The organism is Mesorhizobium sp. CNPSo 4689 (assembly GCF_057784325.1).
This window is the reverse complement of sequence record NZ_JBWLUZ010000017.1, coordinates 52,533-73,889: the sequence shown is the minus strand read 5'-3', so window position 1 is coordinate 73,889 and position 21,357 is coordinate 52,533. Positions and strand designations below refer to the sequence as shown.

General features: G+C 64.9%; 18 protein-coding genes. 12 read left to right on the top strand and 6 right to left on the bottom strand.

Annotated features, from left to right (window positions below; all coding sequences use genetic code 11):
• Positions 1 to 35: 35 nt before the first annotated feature.
• Positions 36 to 1,202, bottom strand: a complete 1,167-nt coding sequence (locus tag AC04SI_RS20855) for an aldo/keto reductase (protein ID WP_488474804.1) — start codon at positions 1,200 to 1,202, stop codon at positions 36 to 38.
• 108 nt (positions 1,203 to 1,310) lie between these two features.
• Between AC04SI_RS20855 and AC04SI_RS20850 the strand changes: the two genes are divergently transcribed.
• The 4 genes from AC04SI_RS20850 (at position 1,311) to AC04SI_RS20835 (ending at position 7,400) form a co-directional block, all read left to right on the top strand.
• On the top strand, positions 1,311 to 2,201 hold the full coding sequence (locus tag AC04SI_RS20850) for a LysR family transcriptional regulator (RefSeq protein WP_404275931.1): 891 nt from the start codon (positions 1,311 to 1,313) through the stop codon (positions 2,199 to 2,201).
• Between the two features lie 185 nt (positions 2,202 to 2,386).
• Positions 2,387 to 3,187, top strand: coding sequence for a MipA/OmpV family protein (locus tag AC04SI_RS20845; RefSeq protein WP_404275943.1), 801 nt, complete (start codon positions 2,387 to 2,389; stop codon positions 3,185 to 3,187).
• Between the two features lie 305 nt (positions 3,188 to 3,492).
• Positions 3,493 to 6,468, top strand: a complete 2,976-nt coding sequence (gene ileS, locus AC04SI_RS20840) for an isoleucine--tRNA ligase (RefSeq protein WP_404275941.1) — start codon at positions 3,493 to 3,495, stop codon at positions 6,466 to 6,468.
• A gap of 251 nt (positions 6,469 to 6,719) precedes the next feature.
• Complete coding sequence (locus tag AC04SI_RS20835) at positions 6,720 to 7,400, top strand: hypothetical protein (protein WP_404275929.1); 681 nt, start codon at positions 6,720 to 6,722, stop codon at positions 7,398 to 7,400.
• Positions 7,401 to 7,432: 32 nt separating this feature from the next.
• Here the strand turns inward: AC04SI_RS20835 and AC04SI_RS20830 are convergent, their stop codons facing one another.
• Positions 7,433 to 7,885 (bottom strand): nucleoside deaminase, encoded by a 453-nt coding sequence (locus tag AC04SI_RS20830; RefSeq protein ID WP_404275939.1) that lies wholly within the window; start codon positions 7,883 to 7,885, stop codon positions 7,433 to 7,435.
• Between the two features lie 182 nt (positions 7,886 to 8,067).
• Here AC04SI_RS20830 and AC04SI_RS20825 point away from each other — a divergent pair, with 182 nt between their 5' ends.
• The 5 genes from AC04SI_RS20825 (at position 8,068) to AC04SI_RS20805 (ending at position 14,522) form a co-directional block, all read left to right on the top strand.
• Positions 8,068 to 10,221 (top strand): pseudouridine synthase, encoded by a 2,154-nt coding sequence (locus tag AC04SI_RS20825; RefSeq protein ID WP_404275928.1) that lies wholly within the window; start codon positions 8,068 to 8,070, stop codon positions 10,219 to 10,221.
• 13 nt (positions 10,222 to 10,234) lie between these two features.
• The gene (rsmD, locus tag AC04SI_RS20820; protein WP_404275926.1) at positions 10,235 to 10,789 is read left to right on the top strand and encodes a 16S rRNA (guanine(966)-N(2))-methyltransferase RsmD; all 555 of its coding nucleotides are present in this window, start codon (positions 10,235 to 10,237) and stop codon (positions 10,787 to 10,789) included.
• Positions 10,790 to 10,913: 124 nt separating this feature from the next.
• Entirely contained in the window at positions 10,914 to 12,269 is a 1,356-nt protein-coding gene (locus tag AC04SI_RS20815; protein WP_404275925.1) for a M16 family metallopeptidase, read from the top strand.
• A 4-nt stretch (positions 12,270 to 12,273) separates the two neighbouring features.
• Positions 12,274 to 13,653, top strand: a complete 1,380-nt coding sequence (locus AC04SI_RS20810) for a M16 family metallopeptidase (protein ID WP_488474803.1) — start codon at positions 12,274 to 12,276, stop codon at positions 13,651 to 13,653.
• Entirely contained in the window at positions 13,650 to 14,522 is an 873-nt protein-coding gene (locus AC04SI_RS20805; RefSeq protein WP_488474802.1) for a patatin-like phospholipase family protein, read from the top strand. Before AC04SI_RS20810 ends, AC04SI_RS20805 begins: the two co-directional genes overlap by 4 nt.
• Positions 14,523 to 14,532: 10 nt before the next feature.
• Here AC04SI_RS20805 and AC04SI_RS20800 read toward each other — a convergent pair whose 3' ends face one another.
• Both AC04SI_RS20800 and AC04SI_RS20795 read right to left on the bottom strand, forming a co-directional pair.
• A complete protein-coding gene (locus AC04SI_RS20800) occupies positions 14,533 to 15,375 on the bottom strand; it encodes an ADYC domain-containing protein (protein WP_404275919.1) in 843 nt (280 codons plus the stop codon).
• 120 nt (positions 15,376 to 15,495) lie between these two features.
• Positions 15,496 to 15,972 (bottom strand): hypothetical protein, encoded by a 477-nt coding sequence (locus AC04SI_RS20795; RefSeq protein WP_404275918.1) that lies wholly within the window; start codon positions 15,970 to 15,972, stop codon positions 15,496 to 15,498.
• A gap of 1 nt (position 15,973) precedes the next feature.
• Between AC04SI_RS20795 and AC04SI_RS20790 the strand changes: the two genes are divergently transcribed.
• Positions 15,974 to 16,987 (top strand): hypothetical protein, encoded by a 1,014-nt coding sequence (locus AC04SI_RS20790; protein ID WP_404275916.1) that lies wholly within the window; start codon positions 15,974 to 15,976, stop codon positions 16,985 to 16,987.
• Here the strand turns inward: AC04SI_RS20790 and AC04SI_RS20785 are convergent.
• Together AC04SI_RS20785 and AC04SI_RS20780 are read right to left on the bottom strand one after the other, a co-directional pair.
• Entirely contained in the window at positions 16,984 to 17,697 is a 714-nt protein-coding gene (locus AC04SI_RS20785) for a response regulator (RefSeq protein ID WP_404275914.1), read from the bottom strand. The two genes, AC04SI_RS20790 and AC04SI_RS20785, sit on opposite strands and share 4 nt — an antisense overlap.
• On the bottom strand, positions 17,694 to 20,246 hold the full coding sequence (locus AC04SI_RS20780; RefSeq protein ID WP_404275912.1) for a hybrid sensor histidine kinase/response regulator: 2,553 nt from the start codon (positions 20,244 to 20,246) through the stop codon (positions 17,694 to 17,696). The genes AC04SI_RS20785 and AC04SI_RS20780 overlap by 4 nt, the downstream gene beginning before the upstream one ends.
• Here AC04SI_RS20780 and AC04SI_RS20775 point away from each other — a divergent pair.
• Both AC04SI_RS20775 and AC04SI_RS20770 read left to right on the top strand, forming a co-directional pair.
• The gene (locus AC04SI_RS20775) at positions 20,245 to 20,547 is read left to right on the top strand and encodes a hypothetical protein (protein WP_404275911.1); all 303 of its coding nucleotides are present in this window, start codon (positions 20,245 to 20,247) and stop codon (positions 20,545 to 20,547) included. The two genes, AC04SI_RS20780 and AC04SI_RS20775, sit on opposite strands and share 2 nt — an antisense overlap.
• A gap of 56 nt (positions 20,548 to 20,603) precedes the next feature.
• Positions 20,604 to 21,305, top strand: a complete 702-nt coding sequence (locus AC04SI_RS20770) for a response regulator transcription factor (protein WP_404275910.1) — start codon at positions 20,604 to 20,606, stop codon at positions 21,303 to 21,305.
• The last annotated feature ends 52 nt before the right edge of the window (positions 21,306 to 21,357 follow it).

Below are 21,357 nucleotides of genomic sequence, written 5' to 3'. Positions count from 1 at the left end.
GAACTTCCATGCGATCGTGGTGTGAGACTGTCGGCTCAGCTCTTTTCCGGCGCTTCGACGCCTGAATAGATCAGCACGGCGTCGGGAAGGCGCGCGCCCTGAACCTGGATTGCGCCGGCCGCGGCGTTGAGTTCCGCAAGCTCCTCGGGCGTGAACTGGACCGAAGCCGCGCCGATATTTTCGAGCAGGTGCGGCATCTGGGTCGTCCCGGGTATGGGAACGATCCACGGCTTCTGCGCCATCAGCCAGGCGAGCGCGATCTGCGCGGCAGTAGCTTGCTTGCGCTTGGCCCAGCTCTTGACCAGCTCGACGAGCGCCAGATTGTGTGGCAGGTTCTCCGCCGAGAACCGGCCCTCGATCTTGCGGATATCGCCCTCCGCGAACCGCGTCCTGGCGTCGATGGCACTGGTCAGGAAGCCTACGCCAAGTGGACTCCATGGGACGAAGCCGATGCCCAGTTCTTCGCAGAGCGGAAGCACTTCGCTTTCCGGCCCGCGCCATAGCATTGAGTATTCACTCTGGACGGCGGTGACCGGCAATGCGGCGTGGGCGCGGCGGAGGGTGTTCAGTCCCATCTCGGACAGCCCCCAGTGCGTGACCTTGCCCTGGTCCATGAGATCCTTGACAGCGCCGGCGACGTCTTCGATCGGCACGTCCGGGTCGACCCGATGCTGGTAGAGCAGGTCAACGCGATCGGTGCGCAGGCGCTTGAGCATGCCCTCGACCGCCAGCTTTATGCGGTCCGGGGGTCGGCTGTTCAGCCCCGGGCGCCGCTCGCCCGTTTCCAGGTCGATGTTCCAACCAAACTTCGAGGTGATCACGACGCGGTCGCGAAACGGCGCTACTCCCTCGCCAAGGATCCGCTCGACCTCATGCGGGCCGTAGGCCTCGGCGGCGTCGAAGAAAGTGACACCTCGATCGAACGCGGTTCGGATAATATTGATCATCTCGGGTCGGGTCGGGATCGTCGTCTGATAGGTCCGGCTCATGTTCTGGACGCCGATGCCGAGGCTGGAGACTTCCAGCCAGCCCAGCTTCCGCCGCCCGCTCAGTGCCGCGGTGCTGTTGACGCCTGTCGCTTGAGCGCTCTCCTGGGCTGGCGCCTGAGAACCGCTGGCCAAGAGAAGCGGCGTCGCCGCGAAACTTCCCGCCGCGCCCAGAAAGCCACGGCGCCCCATCCTCAAAATCCCTTCATCTGCCATGCCTGGTCTCCTTCTCCGTTGATGCTGCGAAGAAGATAGGGGATGCGGCATCATGCGATAACCTGCTATAATCCGCATGAGCCTGTTAGCTGGACTAACAAATACATCATGCAGAATTTCAACGATCTCGCCGCATTTGCGACCGTCGCCCGGGAACGGAGCTTCACGCGTGCGGCAGCCAGGTTGGGGGTGTCGCCCTCGGCACTCAGTCAGACCATCCGCAACCTTGAGGAGCGGGTCGGGCTCAGGCTTCTGACCCGGACCACGCGCAGCGTGGCACCGACCGAAGCCGGTGATCGCCTTTTGCGCACCGTGGGCCCGAGGTTCGAGGAAATCGAGGCAGAACTGGCCACCTTGAACGCGCTGCGCGAGAAACCGGCCGGGACAGTCCGCATCACCACCGGTGAGCACCCGGCGATTTCCGTACTGCAGCCCGCCCTCAAGCGCTTCCTGCCGGACTATCCCGACGTCCAGGTTGAAATCATCGTCGACTACGGCCTGACGGATATCGTCGCCGAAGGCTATGATGCCGGCGTCCGCATGGGCGAGCAGGTGGCGAAGGACATGGTGGCAGTCCGTATCGGGCCGGACATTCGCATGGCCGTGGTCGGTTCGCGAGAATACTTCGAACGCTTCCCGGTTCCGCAAACCCCGCAGGACCTCACCGCGCACAAATGCATCAACATGCGGCTGCCGACTTACGGCGGGCTGTTCCCGTGGGGTCTCGAGAAAGACGGCCGCGAGGTGAAGGTGCGGGGCGACGGCCAGCTGGTCTTCAACAATCTTGGCATGCGCTTGAGTTCGGCGCTGGACGGGTTGGGGGTCGCCTACATGCCTGAGGACCAGGTGCTTCCGTACGTTGCGGAGGGGCGGCTTATCCGGGTGCTGGAGGAATGGTGCCCGTACTTCCCCGGCTATCATCTGTACTATCCAAGCCGGCGTCACACGTCGCCGGCTCTATCCCTATTGATAGACGTCCTGCGTCACCGGGGCAGCTGATCAAGTGCTGCGTTGTCCGGCTGCAGCCAATGCGTGCTGCGATCACGGCGCCTCGTTCAATTGGCTGCAATGTCAAAACATTCCGGTCCGATGTTACGGATATTAAGCCAAAGTTTACCGAACCGGCGCCATGGCTTGAACGCTGCCGGGTGTTCTCTCCAGTGTGTTTCGCGTATGGGGTGATGATGCGTATTGTCCGGGCGATTCCGCTTTTTCTGGCCACCTTGTTGGCTGTGCCCACTGCCAAGGCGGGCGAGGGCGCCTTCGGCTGGCTCTCCGGCGACTGGTACCTGACGCTCGGCGCCACGGGCCTGGTCGCGCCGGATTTCGAGGGCGGCAAAAAATACATGCTCAGCGCCCAGCCGATCATCTCGCTCGGCAAGGCCGGCCCCCAGGCTCGCTTCACCTCGCGCAACGACAACATCTCGCTGGCGCTGATCGACGATGGCAGCGTGCGGGCCGGCCTGACCGGAAAAATCCTGTTTTCCCGCGACAGCGACGATGAGCTGAAAGGCCTCGACCCCGTGCGCTGGGGTGGCGAGGCCGGCGGCTTCTTCGAATTCTATCCGCTGGACTGGGTACGCGCCCGAGCCGAGCTCAGGCACGGCATCCGCGCGCACAACGGCTTTGTCGCCGACATCGCCGCCGACGCCTTTTATGATGTAACGCCCACAGTCCGCATTTCGGGCGGGCCACGCATTTCCTTCGCCTCGGCGGACTATTTCGACGCATATTACGGCGTCAACGCCACGGAGGCGGCGGCGTCGGGCTTGAGCGAATACCATCCAGGCGGCGGTCTGAAGTCGACCGGTCTGGGCGGCGCGGTGACCTGGAAGGTGACCGAGCCGATGACGGCCAGCCTGTTCGGCGAATATTCGCGCCTGATGGGCCCGGCGGCCGATTCCAGCCTGGTCAAGGAGCGCGGCGACCGCAACCAGTTCACGGTCGGCGTGTCGACCACCTATCGCTTCGACTTTTCGATGTAGCGATTTGAACTGCGTGCTTTATTCCTGACGCCTAATCCGCTAAAAGCCCGGCCATGACGAGCTTTTCGCGCTTTTTTGCGATCGCGATACGAATTACGAGCCCGGTGTTCCGGGTGGCCTGAGAGCCGCCGGAGCCGCCGGGAATGTTGCGCGCGGCCTCTCGCGCTTTTCCAGATCATCAACGCATGTCGCCCAAAAGTGGGTCCGGTTTTGGGAAAACGATATGCGTCAAAGCGAAGACTTCAACGCCCGAGCTCCTTTTGCCGCCGGGCAGTGCACATGGCAGATCGATGACCGACACCCCAATGACCGATACCGCTGAAACGATCGACTATTCCAAGACGCTTTACCTGCCGCAGACGGATTTCCCGATGCGCGCCGGCTTGCCCGAAAAAGAGCCGCTGCTGGTCAAGCGCTGGCAGGACATGGACCTCTACACCAAGCTAAGGCAGGACGCCGCCGGCCGCACCAAATACGTGCTGCACGACGGCCCGCCCTATGCCAACGGCAACATCCATATCGGCCATGCGCTGAACAAGATCCTCAAGGACGTCATCACCCGCTCGTTCCAGATGCGCGGCTACGACTCGAACTATGTGCCCGGCTGGGACTGTCACGGCCTGCCGATCGAATGGAAGATCGAGGAGCAGTACCGCGCCAAGGGCAAGAACAAGGACGAGGTGCCGGTCAACGAATTCCGCAAGGAATGCCGGGAATTCGCCGCGCACTGGATCTCGGTGCAGGGCGGCGAGTTCCAGCGGCTCGGCGTCGTCGGTGACTTCAAGAACCCCTATACGACGATGGCTTTCCATGCCGAGGCGCGCATCGCCGGCGAATTGTTGAAGTTCGCCATGTCGGGCCAGCTCTACCGCGGCTCCAAGCCGGTGATGTGGAGCGTGGTCGAGCGCACCGCGCTGGCAGAGGCCGAGGTCGAATACCAGGACTACGAGAGCGACATGATCTGGGTGAAATTCCCGGTCGCAAGCCTTGCCCGCCCGGTCTCCGGCACTGAAGGTGAACAGCCGGCGGCATTGTCCGAATCCTCGCTGGACCTGCTCGAAGCCCATGTCGTGATCTGGACGACGACGCCCTGGACCATCCCAGGCAACCGCGCCGTCAGCTATTCGCCGCGCGTCGCCTATGGGCTCTATGAGGTCACGGCGGCGGAGAACGCGTTCGGCCCGCAGCCCGGCGAAAAGCTGATCTTTGCCGACGCACTCGGCGAAGACTCGGCGGCCAAGGCCAAGATCACCTTGAATCGCCTTCACAACGTCTCGGCCGATCAGCTTGAAAGCCTTACGCTTTCGCACCCCTTCAGGGGGCTTGGCGGCGGCTACGAATACCCCGTGCCGATGATCGCCGGCGAACATGTCACCGACGATGCCGGCACCGGCTTCGTGCACACCGCGCCCAGCCACGGCCGCGAGGACTTCGACGCCTGGACGGATGCGGTTGCCGAGCTGCTCAAGCGTGGCATCGACACGGCGATCCCGTTCCCTGTCGATGATGCCGGCTTCTTCACCAAGGACGCGCCGGGCTTCGGGCCGGACCGCGAGGGCGGTGCGGCGCGCGTCATCGACGACAATGGCAAGAAGGGCAACGCCAACCAGGCCGTCATCGATGAACTGATCAAGCGCAACGAGCTGTTCGCGCGCGGCCGGCTGAAGCACAGCTACCCGCATTCGTGGCGATCGAAGAAGCCGATCATCTTCCGCAACACGCCGCAATGGTTCGTCTATATGGACAAGGAACTCGGCGACGGCACGACGCTGCGCAGCCGTGCGCTGAAGGCGATCGACGACACGCGCTTTGTGCCGGCGGCCGGCCAGAACCGCATCCGCGCCATGATCGAGGAGCGCCCGGACTGGGTGCTGTCGCGCCAGCGCGCCTGGGGCGTGCCGATCGCCGTCTTCGCCGACGTGGACGGCAATGTGCTGAAGGACGAGGCGGTCAATCAGCGCATCATGGACGCTTTCGAGACGGAAGGCGCCGACGCCTGGTTCGCGGCCGGCGCCAAGGAGCGTTTCCTCGGCAATCACGATGCCGCGAAATGGCATCAGGTGATGGACATCCTCGACGTCTGGTTCGACTCGGGTTCGACCCATGTCTTCACACTCGAGGATCGCCCGGACCTGAAATGGCCGGCCGACGTCTATCTCGAAGGCTCCGACCAGCATCGCGGCTGGTTCCACTCCTCGCTGCTCGAAAGCTGCGGCACCAGGGGCAGGGCGCCCTACGACACCGTCGTCACCCATGGTTTCACCATGGATGAGGAAGGACGAAAGATGTCGAAGTCGCTCGGCAACACTGTCGTGCCGCAAGACGTCATCAAGCAGTCCGGCGCCGATATCTTGCGGCTCTGGGTGGTGACGACCGACTACTGGGAAGACCAGCGGCTCGGCAAGAACGTGCTGCAGACCAACATCGACGCCTACCGCAAGCTCAGGAACACCATCCGCTGGATGCTGGGTACGCTCGCCCATGACGATGGCGAGGAGGTGCCGTTGGAGAAGATGCCGGAGCTGGAGCGGCTTATGCTGCACCGGCTGGCCGAACTGGATGAAGTGGTGCGCCAGGGCTACGACGCCTTCGAGTTCAAGCGCATCACCCGCACGCTGCTCGACTTCATGGTGGTCGAACTGTCGGCCTTCTATTTCGACATCCGCAAGGACGCGCTTTATTGCGACGCGCCATCCAGTGTGAAGCGGAAGGCCTCGGTACAGGTCGTGCGCCATTTGTTTGACTGCCTGGTCAAATGGCTGGCGCCGATGCTGCCCTTCACCATGGAGGAGGCCTGGCTCGACCGTCACCCCGACGCCGTTTCGGTGCATCTCGACCAGTTCCCGCAGATCCCGGAGACCTGGGGGAACGAGCCGCTGGCAGAAAAATGGCGCAAGGTAAGGCAGGTTCGCCGCGTCGTCACCGGCGCGCTCGAGATCGCGCGTGCCCAGAAGGTCATAGGTTCCTCGCTCGAGGCGGTGCCAGTCGTCACAATCGACGATGCGACGCTCGAAGCGGCGATATCGGACGTCGACATGGCCGAGATGGCGATCACCAGCGACCTCGTCATTACCCATGGCAAAGCGACTGACGGGGCTTTTACGCTGGACGACGTCAAGGGTGTCGCCGTGGTGGTGGAGAAGGCCGAGGACCGTGGCTTGGTCAAATGCGCCCGTTCCTGGCGCTACACCGCCGATGTCGGGCAGGACCAGGCATTCCCAGATGTCTCGGCGCGCGATGCGGCTGTCCTGCATGAGCTGAAGGCGCTCGGGCGTTTATGATGCATGTCGCCCAAAAGTGTGTAGCGGTTTTGGGAAAAACGACATGCACCATCAAATATAAGCCGGTGCACAAATGCCACGCCGGGCGGTCCTTTGCCGCCCGTGCGTTGCCCTTAACGAGCGGTTGAGATAAACACGCGAAACTCCGGACGACAAATTGTCGCCGGATTTCCGTCGCAAGTGCTTGAGTGATGGGGACCGGACCTTTGGCCGGCGGCGATCGAGAGGCTGTCTAAGTGGGACTTTTTGGCATGACCGAGAGAACTTACGCGCGCGTTGCGCTGCTAGCGCCGCTTGTCGTATCAGGCCTCGCTCTGTCCGGCTGCATGGGCTCGCCCACCTACGGAACCGACAAGACCGCGGGCGAGCAGCTTGCCGGCGACCTGTCCAGCGCCTTTTCGATCTCGCCGAAGCGGGGTGAAAAGATCGACTACAAGCCGCGTCCTGAGCTGGTGAAGCCGGCACCGGGACAGAAGGAAAACCTGCCGCCGCCGCAGGAGAGCATCGAGACGGCGAGTGCCGACTGGCCCGAATCGCCCGAGGCGCGCCGCGCCCGCCTGCGTGCCGACGCCACCGCCCACCAGGACGATCCGGCCTACCAGTCGCAGATCGTCGACGACGTGCAGACCGATCCGGTGGCGGTGAAGAAGGCCATGGCGGATTCGGCCTCCAGCCACCCGCCGCGCTGGTCGCCGGCGGATTCGGACAAAGGCCGCGCCGCCGAGATCCAGCGCCGTGTGGCCGAAGGCAAGCAGGGCGATCCCAACACCCGCAAATATCTGAGCGAGCCGCCTCTGGACTATCGCGTCGCCGCCTCCACCGCGCCGCAGGGCGATATCGGCGAAGACGAATACAAGAAGGAACGCCGCCTCAAGAAGGAGGCGGCCGCCAAGAGCAAGTCCGGCGGCATGTTCGACTGGCTGCCGTGGTGAGAGCCTAGAGCCTAGCCAAAAGCCCAGAGCCTCTAGGTTTCGCGTCGCCCCCTGAAAAAATCCTTCAGCAGCAAGGCCGCATCGTTTTCGGCCATGCCTGGATAGATGTCGGGCGTGTGGTGGCAAGTGGGCGACGCAAAGAAGCGCACGCCGTTGACCACGGCGCCGCCCTTTTCGTCGGCAGCGCCGAAATAAAGCCGGCGCAGCCTGGCGAAGGAGATGGCGCCGGCACACATGGCGCAAGGTTCCAGCGTCACATAGAGATCGTGACCGGTCAGCCGCTCGCTGGAGAGCTTGCGGCAAGCCTCGCGGATCGCCAGCATCTCGGCGTGCGCCGTCGGGTCGGCATGCTCACGGGTGCGGTTGCCGGCGCTGGCAACGACCGTGTCGCCGCTGGCGATGACCGCGCCGACCGGCACTTCGCCGCGCGAGGCGGCTGCTTCGGCCTCCCTTAACGCCAGCGCCATGAAATCCGGCCGCTTCACGCGGGTTTCCATCCCGATTATCTCCTCGCCACTCAGGCGTGATCCTGTTATTGAGCGCATAACCTCGAAAATCGGACTCGGTTTTCGGAAATGATCATGCGCCAAATCAAAAGTGCTACAGCGTCCTTTGCGCGCCCGAAAGGATGCGCCACGCTGTAGCAGCGCAAACAGGCAAAGGCCACATGGACGACAACGACAAGAAATTCCGGCCCAAAAAGGGTACGGGCAAAAGCGGCCCGAGAGCCGCGGCGCCGCGCGGCCGCGACGGTGCCGCCGGCAAGGGCGGCAAGCCGTCCTTCGGTGCCAAGAAACCTTACGCGCCGCGTGGCGATCGGCCGATGGCCGCCGAAGGCGAACGTCCGAAGCGCGATTTCAAAAGTGGCGACCGGCCGTTCAGCAAGGGTCCGCGCCCCGAAGGCAAGCCCTATGAGAAGCGCGAGGGGCCGCGCAAGCCCTACGCGCCGCGCGGCGACCGGCCGATGGCCGCCGAAGGCGAACGTCCGAAGCGCGATTTCAAAAGTGGCGACCGGCCGTTCAGCAAGGGGCCGCGCCCCGAAGGCAAGCCCTATGAGAAGCGCGAAGGCCCGCGCAAGCCCTACGCGCCACGTGGCGATCGGCCGATCGCCGCCGAAGGCGAACGTCCGAAACGCGATTTCAAAAGCGGCGAGCGGCCGTTCAGCAAGGGGCCACGCCCCGAAGGCAAGCCTTATGAAAAGCGCGAAGGTCCTCGCAAGCCCTACGCGCCGCGTGGCGACCGGCCGATGGCCAGCGAGGCCGAGGGCGGCGAGCGTCGATTCGAGCGCCCGAGTTTCGGCGATCGTCCAAAGCGCGATTTCAGCGACCGCCCAAAGCGCGACTTCGCCGATCGGCCGAAGCGCGATTTCGGCGGCGATCGGTCGCGCGGGTCGCGCACTGGCTCGTCGGGTGGCGGCTTCAAGCCGCGCCCGCGTCCCGCCGAGGCGGCGGAGGAAGCCGGCGAGCGCATCGCCAAGCGGCTGGCCCGTGCCGGCCTTGCCTCTCGCCGTGACGCCGAGGAGCTGATCGCGGCCGGGCGCGTCAAGGTCAATGGCCGGGCTCTGACCTCGCCGGCCTTCAACGTCATGCCCGGCGACATCATCCATCTCGACGGAATGGAGATCCCGCCGATCGAGCGCACCAGGCTGTTCCTGTTCCACAAGCCGGCCGGCGTCGTCACCACCAACCGCGACCCCGAGGGGCGCAAGACCGTGTTCGACGTGCTGCCGGCCGACCTGCCCAGGCTGATGACCATCGGCCGCCTCGACATCAACACCGAAGGCCTGCTGCTGCTGACCAATGATGGCGGCCTGTCGCGGGTGCTCGAACTGCCCGCCACCGGCTGGCTGCGGCGCTACCGCGTGCGCGTCCACGGCAAGGTCGAGGAAAGCGTGCTCGCCGGTCTGCGCGAAGGCATCGCCGTCGACGGCGTCTTTTACGGCGCCATCGAGGCGAGCCTCGACCGCGAGCAGGGCTCGAACGCCTGGCTGACCATCGGATTGCGCGAAGGCAAGAACCGCGAGGTAAAAAACATCCTCGGTTCGCTCGGCCTCGACGTGACCCGGCTGATCCGCATTTCCTACGGTCCGTTCCAGCTCGAGGACCTGCCGGAGGGCCATGTGCTGGAGATCAAGGGCCGCGTGCTGCGCGACCAGCTCGGCGAGCGCCTGGTCGAAGAGTCGGGTGCCAATTTCGACGCCGAGATCACAAAACCATTTTCCAACAAGCCGGTGCGGCGGACCGAGCCGCGCCCGGAGGAGGTCGAGCGGCCGAAATTTGCGCGCGACGGCGTTGATCGACGCCCGATCGGCGAGGGCGGGTTGATCAAGAACCGCAAGCGCCGCGAAGGCAGCCGCGACGAGGCGCTGGGCAAGCTGTCGACAAGTCCCGACAGAGGCTCCGGGCCGGAAAAGAGCTTTGGCGAGCGCGGCCCCAGGCCCGAGCGTGGCTTTGGCGACAAACCGCGTGGCGGCTTCGACGACAAATCCCGTGGCGGCTTTGGCGACAGGCCTCGCGGTGCATTTGGAGGCAAGCCGGGGGGCGGCAAGAAATCAGAACGCGAGCAGCGGCCGATCGAGCCGCCGGGCCAGCGCAAGGCCAATGTCTGGATGGCGCCGGGTTCGCGTCCGATCGGCAAGGGCAGGGCGGAAGCCGATGCCGCCAAGGCGGCAGAGGCCAAGGCGCGCAAGGCCTCGTTCAAGCCGTCCTATGGCAAACCGGCTGGCGCAAAGCCGTTCGGCAAGCCACGTGGCGAGCGTCCGGACGGCGGCAAGGGCGGTGACCGGCCGCGCGGCGGTGCCAAGGGTCCCAGAACGAGATGAGGCCCAGACTTAAATGAGAATCGTCGGTGGTGAGTTTCGCGGGCGTCCGCTGGCGACGCCGCGCGATCATGCCATCCGACCGACCACCGACCGCACCCGCGAGGCGGTGTTCAACGTGCTGGCGCACCGCTTTGCCGACAAGCTCGCAGGCGCGCGCGTGCTCGACCTTTTCGCCGGCACCGGCGCACTCGGCCTCGAGGCGCTGTCGCGCGGTGCGTCCTACGGCGTCTTCATCGAGGAATCGGCCGAAGGGCGCGGCCTGATCCGCACCAATGTCGAGACCTTTGGGCTCACCGGCCGCACCAAGATTTTCCGCCGCGACGCCACGGCTTTGGGGGAGGCGGGCACGCTTTCGGCTTTCGGCCTGGTCTTCGCCGATCCCCCCTACGGCAAGGGCCTTGGCGAACGCGCGCTCCGCTCGGCCAAGGCGGGCGGCTGGCTTTTGCCTGGCGCGCTCTGTGTGATCGAGGAGGTGGCATCGGCACCCTTCGAGCCAGGGCCAGGGTTCGCGGTGGTCGACGAGCGTGGCTATGGCGAAACGGTGATCCGGTTCATCGAGGCTGGGTGAGTGAAGCTCCCCCTTCTCCCACAAGGGGAAAAGGAAGAGGCGCCGCCTCGAAAATGACGAACAATTCACTTTGCCTCGTCCATGAACCCCGCCTATCGTCCCGCCATGATAACCGGAGCCATCGATGACACCTCATACTGAATGGCTGCGGAGCGCGGTGCTCGCCACCGCGCTGGCCCTGGCCGGTCCCGCGCTCGCTGCCGACGATGGCAAGGTCACCAATTTCCTGCTTAACAACGGCATGGAGGTGGTCGTCATTCCGGATCACCGCGCCCCGATTGTCACCCATATGGTGTGGTACAAGATCGGCAGCGCCGATGAGCCGCCCGGCAAATCGGGCATCGCGCATTTCTTCGAGCATTTGATGTTCAAGGCGACGACCAACCACGCCGCCGGCGAGTTCGACCGTGCCATCTCGGCCATCGGCGGCTCCAACAACGCCTTCACCTCTTACGACTACACCGCCTTCCACGAGACGGTGGCGCCGTCGGCGCTTGGCGAGATGATGAGCTTCGAGGCCGACCGCATGCGCAACCTCATCCTCACCGACGATGTCATCAAGACCGAGCGCGATGTCATCCTGGAAGAGCGCCGCTCGCGCATCGACAGCAGCCCGCAGGCGGTGCTCGACGAGGAGGTCGACGCCACGCTGTGGCAGAACCAGCCCTACCGCATTCCGGTGATCGGCTGGATGCAGGAGATGGAAAAGCTGAACCGTACCGACGCCATCGCCTTCTATGACAAATACTACCGGCCCAACAACGCCGTGCTGATCGTCGCCGGCGATGTCGAGCCGGACATGGTGAAGGCGCTGGCCGAAAAGACCTACGGCAAGGTCGCGCGGGGCCCGGACCTGCCGCCGCGCATCCGCCCGGTCGAGCCGGAGCAGAACACCAAGCGCACGGTGACGCTGGCCGATGCGCGCGTTTCCGTGCCGAGCTTTTCGACGCAATGGGTGGTGCCGTCCTATCGCACCGCGCAGCCTGGCGAGGCCGAGGCGCTCGATCTGCTGGCCGAGATCCTTGGCGGGGGCAACCGCAGCCGGCTCTACCAGCAGCTTGTAGTAAAGCAGGGCATCGCCGGGGAAGCCGGCGCCTGGTTCCAGGGCACCATGCTCGACGCCACCAACTTCACCGTCTACGGCTCGCCGCGCGGCGACGCCAAGCTCAGCGATGTCGAGGCGGCGGTCGATGCCGAGATCGCCCGCATCGCCAAGGACGGCGTCACGCCGGACGAGTTGGAGAAGGCCAAGGACCGCTATGTCCGCTCGGTGATCTTCGCCCGCGACAAGCAGGACGACATGGCCAACATGTATGGCTCGACGCTCGCCACCGGCGGCAATGTCAAGGATATCGAGGAATGGCCGGACCGCATCCGCAAGGTCAGCGCCGACGAGGTCAAGGCGGTGGCAGTGCGCTATCTGGTGCTGGACCATTCGACGACCGGGTATCTCTTGCCGCAGCAACAGGCGGGGAATTGATTTGATGACGAGCATGAGCACCACGTGGATGCGCGCCTTTCCTTCTCCCACAAGGGCAGAAGGAAGAGCGCTGAACGCCCTCTCCACTCTGCTCCTCTCCGTCCTTTTCCTCATCTTGCCGGCTCTGGCCGCGCGGGCGATGGACATCCAGGAAGTCAAATCGCCCAAGGGCATCACGGCCTGGCTGGTCGAGGACCATTCGGTGCCGATCGTCACTATCCGCTTCGTCTTCGACGGCGGGTCCACACAGGATCCGGCCGGCAAGGAAGGGCTCGCCAATCTGATGACCGGCCTGTTCGACGAGGGCGCCGGCGACTTTGACAGCGAGGCCTTCCAGGTGAAGCTCGACGATGCAGGCGCCGAAATGGGTTTCGATGCGCAGCGCGACGGCACCTATGGCTCGATGCGCATGCTTTCCGAACAGAAGGACGCCGCCTTCGACCTTTTGACGCTCGCGGTCAACAGGCCGCGCTTCGACCAGGCGCCGATCGACCGCATCCGCGCCCAGATCCTGTCCGGCATCATCGCCAATGAGCGCGACCCCAACGCCATCGCCCAGCGCAAATGGCTGCGCGCGATCTATGGCGAGCATCCCTATGCCCGGCCGGACGAGGGCACCACGCAGAGCATCGCCACCATCACGCCCGACGATATCAGGGCTTTCTACAAGGCCAGTTTCGCCCGCGACGGCCTGCATGTCGCCGTGGTCGGCGACATCGATGCCGCGACTTTGAAAGGCAAGCTCGACCAGGTCTTCGGCGACCTGCCGCAAAAACAGACGCTTGCCCCGGTCGCCGACACCGCCCTGAAACTCGGCCAGCAGGTGGAGGTGAATTACGACCTGCCGCAGACCTCGCTGCAGCTCGCTTTTCCCGGCGTGCAGCGCAACGCGCCGGATTTCTTCGCCGCGGTCCTGATGAACGAGATCCTCGGCGGCGGCACCTTCACTTCGCGCCTCTACGATGAGGTGCGCGAAAAGCGGGGGCTGGCCTATGGCGTCGATTCCAGCCTCGTCGACCACCAGCATTCCAACGCGCTGATCGTCACCACGGCGACGCGTTCGGACCGCGCCACCGAGACGCTCGGCATTGTGCGTGACGTGTTGAAGAAGATGGTAGAGGAGGGGCCGACCGAGGCCGAACTGGAGGCGACCAAGAAATACATGATCGGCGCCTATGCCATCAACAATCTGGATTCCTCCAGCGCCATCGCCGCGACACTTGTGGAACTCCAGCTGGACAAGCTCGGCATCGACTACATGCAGCGCCGCGCGGCGCTGATCGATGCGGTGACGCTCGATCAGGTCAAGGCGGCGGCGAAGAAGCTGCTGTCGGCCGAGCCGGCAATCATGATTGTCGGGCCGGCTTTGGGAGGCAAGGGATGACCCCCACCTTCGGTGTTGCCTTTGGCGGTGGCGGCGCGCGCGGGCTGGCGCATATCCATGCCATTGAGGCGCTGGACGAGCTCGGCATCAAGCCGGTCGCCATCGCCGGCTCCTCGATCGGAGCCATCATGGGCGCCGGCATGGCCTCGGGCATGGCCGGCAAGGATATCCACGATTATGCCCGCTCGATCCTCAGCCGCCGCGCCGAGGTGGCGACGCGCATGTGGCGGGCGCGCCCGGGCACCCTCGCCGAGGCGATGCAGGGCGGCATCCGCGTCAGCCAGTTCAACATCGAGCGCATCCTGAAAGCCTTCCTGCCCGACGCCATCCCCGAAACCTTTGCCGAGCTGAAGATCCCGCTGCAAGTAACGGCGACCGACTATTTCGGCCACAAGCTCGCCGTGTTCGACGATGGCGACCTGCATTCGGCATTGGCAGCTTCGGCCGCCATCCCTGCCGTGTTCCGCCCGGTGACGCGTGACGGAAGGGTGCTGATCGACGGCGGTATCTACAATCCGGTGCCATTCGATCTCATCGAAAAGGCTGCTGACATCATCATCGCCATCGACGTCGTCGGCGCGCCGAGCGAGATCGAGCGCAAGCATCCGACCACGGTCGACCTGATGTTCGGCGCCACGCAATTGATGATGCAGTCGATCATCGCCAACAAGCTGAAGCAGTGCCCGCCCGACATTCTGGTCCGCCCGGCGGTGTCGAAATACCGCGTGCTCGACTTCATGAAGATCGACGCTCTGATGAACGAAACCGTCGATATCAAGGACGAGCTGAAGCGCGAGATCGAGAAGGTGGTGGAGGGGCGGTCGCGCGACGACAAGCCGAAGCCCAACAGGCGCGCTGCCCGAACGTGATGCCGGCGGATTACGGCTCGATCGAACGGTTCAGGACTAGCGCCCCGGCGTGGCTCTCGCACGCCGCTGCCTGTGGCATTTGCCGCACGCCCGGACAGATCGCCGCCAGGCCTTCCATCGTCAGCACGTCCGGGATCCTCGTGCGGCTGACGCACAGCGCGCCGTCCACCCCCCACGCGGCTTCGAACGCCATACCCGGCGCGGCCTCGTCCTGCTGTATGCCGTTCCTGTCGTAGATGACGATCGGCGTGCCGTTGCGCGTATGGCCGATACCGTCGCCGCAATAATCGGCGCGGATCATGCGGGTGCATGCCTGATGATGATCCCAGAGCGGCGTTCCATCCAGCAATTTCTCCCAGGGCCGATAGCCGAATCGCGCGCATTTGGCCTGGGCGCCGCCGGTGCAGGTAATGCTGAAGGCCGTGTCGGACGGCACATGGCGGCCGTCCTGCGTCCAGGTGCCGGCGAGCGGGAAACCCATGCGCCGGCCTTCGATGTCGGGTTCGCAGATGTTGCGCCACCCGCCTGTCGCCGCGTCGCGGGTCGACATGGTGTAGAGCATGATCGCGCCATCCGGGTTCCTCGGATCGGTCTCGACCGCATCGATGCGCAGCGGCATCCGGTCCTTTCCGTCACCGAGCGTCAGAATGGCGCCGACGAGATCGTCTTGAGGGACTATGTGGCCGTCTCCGGTCGTCACCTCGAACCTCGTGCCGATCACGGAGATCGAGCGGATCGCCTGTCCGGTTCCCGCCGCGACCGGTGGCGCCACGGCAATGCTGAAAATGGCCGAGACGGCCGCGATGGTTGAATAGCGGCCAACATTGGCGAGGCGGGTTCTGTGGGGTGACATTGTTGGCTCCTGCCGGCATGTCTTGCGAGCGCCGTTGGTGAGGCGCGGTGTTTTTCGGCGACTGACGAAGGAACGGAAGGCGCGAAGCCATCCGTTCCATTGTCAAAGGACTCTTGGACTCTAACGCCGCGGCGTAGGGGTCGGCCGGTCACGTCCGACTCCAGCGCCGCCGCCAGTGCCGTGCTGGCTGGACGGCAGGCCGTTGCTTTTCTTGCCGGCGATCGAGTGCTGGACATTGCCCTTCTGGACAGCCGGCAGATTGCGGTCGTTCGGGTCGATAATGGAACCGCCGCGGTGCTGGACAGCCGGCAGATTGCGATCGTTGGGATCGACGACGGAGCCGCCGGCCGGAGCAAGGCTTTTCGCAAGAACGATGCCGTCGGCTTGCACGCCGTTCAGCGCACGCACTCCGAGGCCATGCGTGAAAATCGCGTTGCTGGTCAGCGAATTGCTCGTAAGCGAATTACTGGTCAGCGAGTTGGTCTTCAGGCCGTTCAGCGATTTGCCATTCGAGCCTTCTGGGCCCGCGGCGCTGGCCGGGGTGACGAGGCAGGCCATTGCCGAGGCAGCGGCCAGGTAAGTCTTGAGGCGATTCATCGTGATTTCCTTTGTCGTTTTCAGCGGAGCCTTCCCGCCGGGTGCGCTCCATGGCGCGGTTTCTCGCTGCCGGCTGTTTCAGGCGAATGCCGAATTCGGCCGTTTTGTTTCGATTGTTGCGATCGCCCCGGGACCGAACGTCCGCCCGTTATCCGCAAACGATGACAATGGAGGCGCGCGAGCCGCGCAACGACACAAACGAAACCTTCCGACGGCAAATCGGCAAATCCGAGCAACATCGCTGCGTCATCGGTGGCGCCAGAACGGGGAGATTCTGGCGATGCAAGCTTTGCAGAAAACCAATGGCGGATCGGATGGCGACGCGGCGGCTGTCCGCACGGCACATCTGGCTGTCCTGGCGGGCACGCCCGGCCTGCTGCTGACGGCCTACGCGGCCGCCACGTCCACCTCGCTGACCATCCGCGCCGATCTCGCTCTGACGCTGATGGACATGCTGGTGCTGGTCGTTGTCGCGGTCGTGGCTGGCGGCAGGAAATCGGGCATCGGCAAGCGCCGGGCGGCCCTGGCGGAAACACTCGCCAATGCGCTTGCTGCCTCCGGCATGTGCCTTTCCATGGCTGTCGTCGCCGGCATCGCGGTCCAGCGCATTACGGCCGGCGGCGTCGAACCGCACGGCTCCGGCGTGGTCCTCGCCATGAACCTCAATCTCGTCTACGCCGCGATCAATTTCTGGATCCTGCGGCGCTGGAAGGCCCGCAACGCCCTTGCTGCATCCGCACTGGCGCGCGCGCAGATATGCCTGTTCTCCGACAAGCTCTCGTCGAACCTCTTGATCGCCGCATCGCTGGCAACAGCCATGGTCTGGGAAGGTACGGTGATTGCCCGTTTCGTCGATCCGGTCGCCGGGCTGTTGATCGCGACCGCAACCGCGCGCTGGACCATTCCCGTCGTGCGCGACACCGCGCGCAGCCTGCGCAGGGAAGTTCGCAAGCGGGTGGGACGGCGTGAGGCACTGCAACAGACGTCTGCACCAGGTCGCAAGTCGCAGCTCTAGCGGCTTCGCGCCTCATCGCGGGCGGGCTCGAAGACATAGCCTTCGCCGCGCACCGTCACCAGGACGGCCGGCGCCTCGGGTTCGGCCTCGACCTTCTTGCGCAATCGCGTGATGCGGATGTCGATGCTGCGGTCGCCCGGCTCGAGGTCGCGGTTGTGCGCCAGCCTGCAAAGCTGGTCGCGGGACAGGATCTGCCTTGGGTGGCGCGCGAACACGCAGAGCAGGTCGAATTCCATCGGCGTCAGCTCCACGTCGGCGCCGTCCGGATCGACCATCGTGCGGCCATCCATGTCGAGCACGCAGCGGCCGAAGCGGATGCGGTTTGCCGGCGCCTGCTCTTCCTCGCCCAAGCGCCTTATAACGCTTCTGACCCGCGCCAGAAGTTCACGCGGTTCGAAGGGTTTGGCCATATAGTCGTCGGCGCCGGCGGCGAGGCCTTCGAGCCGGTGCGGCAGGTCTCCGACGGCGGTCAGCATCAGGATCCCAATGCGGCTCCGTCCGGTGATTTCGCGAGCGAGATCGTAGCCGCTTTCGCCGATGAGATTGACGTCAAGAATGACCAGATCGGGGCTGAAGCGGTCGAGTTCGGCGCGCATGCCGGCTCCATCCGCGACGGCGCGGACGTCGAAGCCATGCACCGGCAGGTAGTCGCACAGCATCTCGCGCAGGGGCGCTTCGTCGTCGACGATGAGCAATTTCTGCCTGGTCATGGCTTGGCCTCTTCCATTGCGCTGAGGCGTTCCGTCACCAGCCTGCGAAAGCTTTGCGGATCGAGCGGCTTTTCGACCACGGGCGCGCCCGTCTCGCCGATGAAGCGATCGATCTCGGGGGCCAGCGTATCGCCGGTCACGAACAGCAGGCGGCCGGCGAGCCCCGGGCGCACCCCCTCCAAGGCGCGATAGAGGCCGGGCCCGTCGAGGCCGGGCATGCGTATGTCGCTGATCAAGAGGTCGACCCTTTCGTGGCGCACGGCCCTCAGGGCGGCATGCGCGTCGTCGGCGATGGTCACCTCGTGGCCATCGCGCCTGAGCAGTTCGGCGATCATCGCGGCAATATCGGCATCGTCGTCGACCACCAGAATGCGCGCGGCCGATGGCGCGGGCGGCGCCTTGCCGGCCGTCGCGGGCGCTGAAACCGTCTCGGCCTTGCCGCTCGGCAGCCGGATCGTGAAGCGCGCCCCGCCGCCCTCGGTCGAATCCAGCTCTATGCTGCCGTCATGGGCGGTTACGATGCCATGGCAGACGGACAGGCCGACGCCGGTGCCTTCGCCGGCCGATTTGGTCGTGTAGAAAGGCTCGAAGGCGCGCGCCCGCACAGTCTCCGCCATGCCCGGGCCGTTGTCGGCCACCACGATCTCGACGATGCCGTCTTGCCCGGTGGTTATGATCGTCAGCCGCCGCGGATGCGGCACCTGCAGCAAGGCCTGCTGTGCGTTCACCGCCAGATTGGTGATGACCTGATGCAGCTGGTCGCGGTCGCCCCAGATATTGGCAAGCCCATCCTCCAGTTCGGTGCGGACCTCGATCCCGGCCGAGCGCAGGCTGTAGGCGGCGAGTTCCAGCGAGGCGATGACGACCTCGTTGATGTCGACGGCGCCTCTCGTCGGCGGCTTCTTGCGCGCCATGGCCAGGAACGTGCGCACGATCCGCGAGCATCGTTCGGCCGCCGCGTGGATCTTGTCGGCGCGGCCCACTGTCGCGCTGTCGGTCGAAAACTCCTTCAGCATCGAGCTGTAGCCGATGACGACCGACAGCGGATTGTTGAGCTCATGCGCTACGCCCGCCAGCAGCGAACCAAGCGCGGAGAGCTTCTCGGACTGATAGAGCGTCTCGCGCTGGCGGGCGATTTCGGCTTCGGCTTCGCGCTGACGCGTGATGTCTGTGACGGCGGCAAGCATGGCCGGCCGGCCGCCGCGCGTGATCAGACGCGCCGAAACCAGCGTGTCGATCCTCGTCCCTTGCATGGTGGTCATGCCGGCCTCGAATGCGTCGACGAGGCCGTCGCGCAGCAGAAGCCGCATAAGATCGTCGCGCCGGGCGCGGCTTTCCCAGGTCGATATCGCCTCCGCGCCGACCTGGCCGATCTCGACGCCAAGTATCTTGCGCGCCGGCTCGTTGACGAACAGGATCTCGGGCCCGTCGATTGCCGAGATGGTGATCGGCAACGGCACGCCCTCGGCGATGGCGCGGAACTGCGCATCCCCTTCTCTCGACAATTTCTCTGCTTCAAGTCGCGCCTGTTCGGCGAAGACGCGGTCGGAGATGTCGCGGCCGACGGACTGCACCTCGATCAGGCGGCCTTCGCCATCGAAGATGCCGTGATCGTTCCAGGCCAGCCATCGGCTCACGCCATCGGGCATTGCGTTGAGAAGTTCTATGCTGGCATCCGGCGCCTGCGGGGTGAGGCGGCCGAGATGCTCGACGAACCGGCGCCGTTCGTCCGGGGGAAGCACGTCGAGTTCGCACCAGGATGGGCTGAGAAGCTGTTCCCGTGTCATCCGGCATGCCCGGCAATAGGCATCGTTGACGAAGGTCAGGTAGCCGTCCGGCGACATGCGGACGACGAACTCGGTCTGCAGTTCGACCACGCTGCGGTAGCGTTGCTCGCTGGCCTCCAGCGCCTCTAGGGCGCGTTTCTCCTCGGTGACGTCCCGCCCGACGGACTGGATTTCGGTGAGCTTGCCGTTTTCGTCGAAAATGCCGCGATCGGTCCAGGCTGCCCAGGTCGAGCCTCGCATTGGCCGTTCCACCTTCAATTCGATGGTTGCGACCGGGTTGTCCGGGGTGAGACGCGCCACATGGGCGAGAAACCGCGTGCGCTCGGCCTGCGTCAACTGGTCGAGGTCGCACCAGGCCGGATCGAGCAGTTTTTCACGCGGCATCTCGCAGTAGCGGCAATACGCTTCGTTGACGAAGGTCAGATGGCCGTTGGGCAGCATGCGCATGACGAATTCGGTCTGCGTTTCGACGACGCTGCGGTAGCGCTGTTCGCTGGCCTCCAATGCCTCGCGGGTCCGTCTTTGCTCGGCGTCCTCGGCGACGCCCGAAGCTCTGCCTGCCTGCTCAGAGCCATCGCCGGCGAAGCGCTCATCGCCGGCGTCCGGGCGTGAAAATTCGCGCAGGAGTATCCGGTGCGTTGCGAACAGGAAGGCCAGCAGGCCGGCCAGGATGATCGCGTAGGGAACAAGCGAGGCTTGCCGGCTGTGGAACTGATGCAGGCCGAGGCCGGCGACAAGCAAAACCAGAGGCAGGGCGGCCATGGCGAACGCGAAGTGCCGGGACAGGGGCGGATTCGAGGAGGTCGGCAAGGCGGGATCTCCACTGATGGATGCGCCGGTCGCGATGCTGCTGCTCCCGCGTGGCCAGTGGACTGAACGGCTCCCGACCTGTCAAGTCGGCCATCTCAAGCGGTGCCAAGGCATTGCTCCCTCTTTCATTGTGCTGTCCGATAAGCTGGCGCGGCCAGGTTTCACGACGATGCCGTGCGCCGGCTTTCTCGACGGTCCTTGTTTCAGTTGTGTCGATCAGCCGGGAATTGCCGCCAAGGCAGGGTGCGGTTGACCCCGGGCGAATGCTCTGTACGTTTCCGGTGGTGGCTCGCGGCATCGGGGGAACGCATGGCCGACATCATTGTCGTGGACGACGAGACCGACGTGGCGTTCATGATCGCCGACTATCTGCAGGCTAAAGGCCACAGTGTCCGTACTGCATCCGGCGGCGCCGAACTGCGCGAGGCGATCACGGCGGCGAAGGCCGACCTTGTCGTTCTCGACCTCAACATGCCCGGCGAGAACGGCTTCAGCCTCGCCCGCTGGCTGCGCGAGCATCACGATGCGGGCATCGTCATGCTGACCAGCGCCGATTCGGTCTTCGACAAGGTGGCGGGCCTCGAGGTCGGCGCCGACGATTATCTCGTAAAACCCTTCGCGCCGACCGAGCTGGAGGCACGCATCGCCGCGGTGCTGCGCAGGCGCAGGCCGAAGGCGGCTGATAGCGCCGATTCCTTGCCGGCCGGGCATTTCGCCTTCGGCGCCTATATCTTCGATGCAAACGCGCGGACGCTGAGCGACGCCGAGGGCAGGGCCATGTCGCTGACGCCGATGGAGCTCGACCTGGTTGCGGCTTTCGCCACGCGGCCCGGCCAGGTCATCGGTCGCGACGAACTGCTCGACCTTGCACCGCCGAGGGGCGACGAGCCGTTCGACCGCAGCATCGACAGCCGCATAACCCGGCTGCGTCGCCGGACCGAGAAGGACCCGGCCAAGCCGGAACTGATCAAGACGATCCGCGGCGTGGGGTATTTGTTTCCGCGGAGGTAACCTGCCCGCGGCAGCATTTCCACGCGGCAAAGAAAAAGCCCGCCAGCATTGC

Excerpts from the sequence above, each read along its gene's own strand:
- ileS (WP_404275941.1), top strand. The coding sequence starts at position 3,493 with ATGACCGATACCGCTGAAACGATCGACTATTCCAAGACGCTTTACCTG.
- AC04SI_RS20785 (WP_404275914.1), bottom strand. The coding sequence starts at position 17,697 with ATGACCAGGCAGAAATTGCTCATCGTCGACGACGAAGCGCCCCTGCGC.
- AC04SI_RS20845 (WP_404275943.1), top strand. The coding sequence starts at position 2,387 with ATGCGTATTGTCCGGGCGATTCCGCTTTTTCTGGCCACCTTGTTGGCT.
- rsmD (WP_404275926.1), top strand. The coding sequence starts at position 10,235 with ATGAGAATCGTCGGTGGTGAGTTTCGCGGGCGTCCGCTGGCGACGCCG.
- AC04SI_RS20810 (WP_488474803.1), top strand. The coding sequence starts at position 12,274 with ATGACGAGCATGAGCACCACGTGGATGCGCGCCTTTCCTTCTCCCACA.
- AC04SI_RS20850 (WP_404275931.1), top strand. The coding sequence starts at position 1,311 with ATGCAGAATTTCAACGATCTCGCCGCATTTGCGACCGTCGCCCGGGAA.
- AC04SI_RS20780 (WP_404275912.1), bottom strand. The coding sequence starts at position 20,246 with ATGGCCGCCCTGCCTCTGGTTTTGCTTGTCGCCGGCCTCGGCCTGCAT.
- AC04SI_RS20835 (WP_404275929.1), top strand. The coding sequence starts at position 6,720 with ATGACCGAGAGAACTTACGCGCGCGTTGCGCTGCTAGCGCCGCTTGTC.
- AC04SI_RS20855 (WP_488474804.1), bottom strand. The coding sequence starts at position 1,202 with ATGGCAGATGAAGGGATTTTGAGGATGGGGCGCCGTGGCTTTCTGGGC.
- AC04SI_RS20815 (WP_404275925.1), top strand. The coding sequence starts at position 10,914 with ATGACACCTCATACTGAATGGCTGCGGAGCGCGGTGCTCGCCACCGCG.
- AC04SI_RS20825 (WP_404275928.1), top strand. The coding sequence starts at position 8,068 with ATGGACGACAACGACAAGAAATTCCGGCCCAAAAAGGGTACGGGCAAA.
- AC04SI_RS20770 (WP_404275910.1), top strand. The coding sequence starts at position 20,604 with ATGGCCGACATCATTGTCGTGGACGACGAGACCGACGTGGCGTTCATG.
- AC04SI_RS20805 (WP_488474802.1), top strand. The coding sequence starts at position 13,650 with ATGACCCCCACCTTCGGTGTTGCCTTTGGCGGTGGCGGCGCGCGCGGG.
- AC04SI_RS20775 (WP_404275911.1), top strand. The coding sequence starts at position 20,245 with ATGGCGAACGCGAAGTGCCGGGACAGGGGCGGATTCGAGGAGGTCGGC.
- AC04SI_RS20800 (WP_404275919.1), bottom strand. The coding sequence starts at position 15,375 with ATGTCACCCCACAGAACCCGCCTCGCCAATGTTGGCCGCTATTCAACC.
- AC04SI_RS20795 (WP_404275918.1), bottom strand. The coding sequence starts at position 15,972 with ATGAATCGCCTCAAGACTTACCTGGCCGCTGCCTCGGCAATGGCCTGC.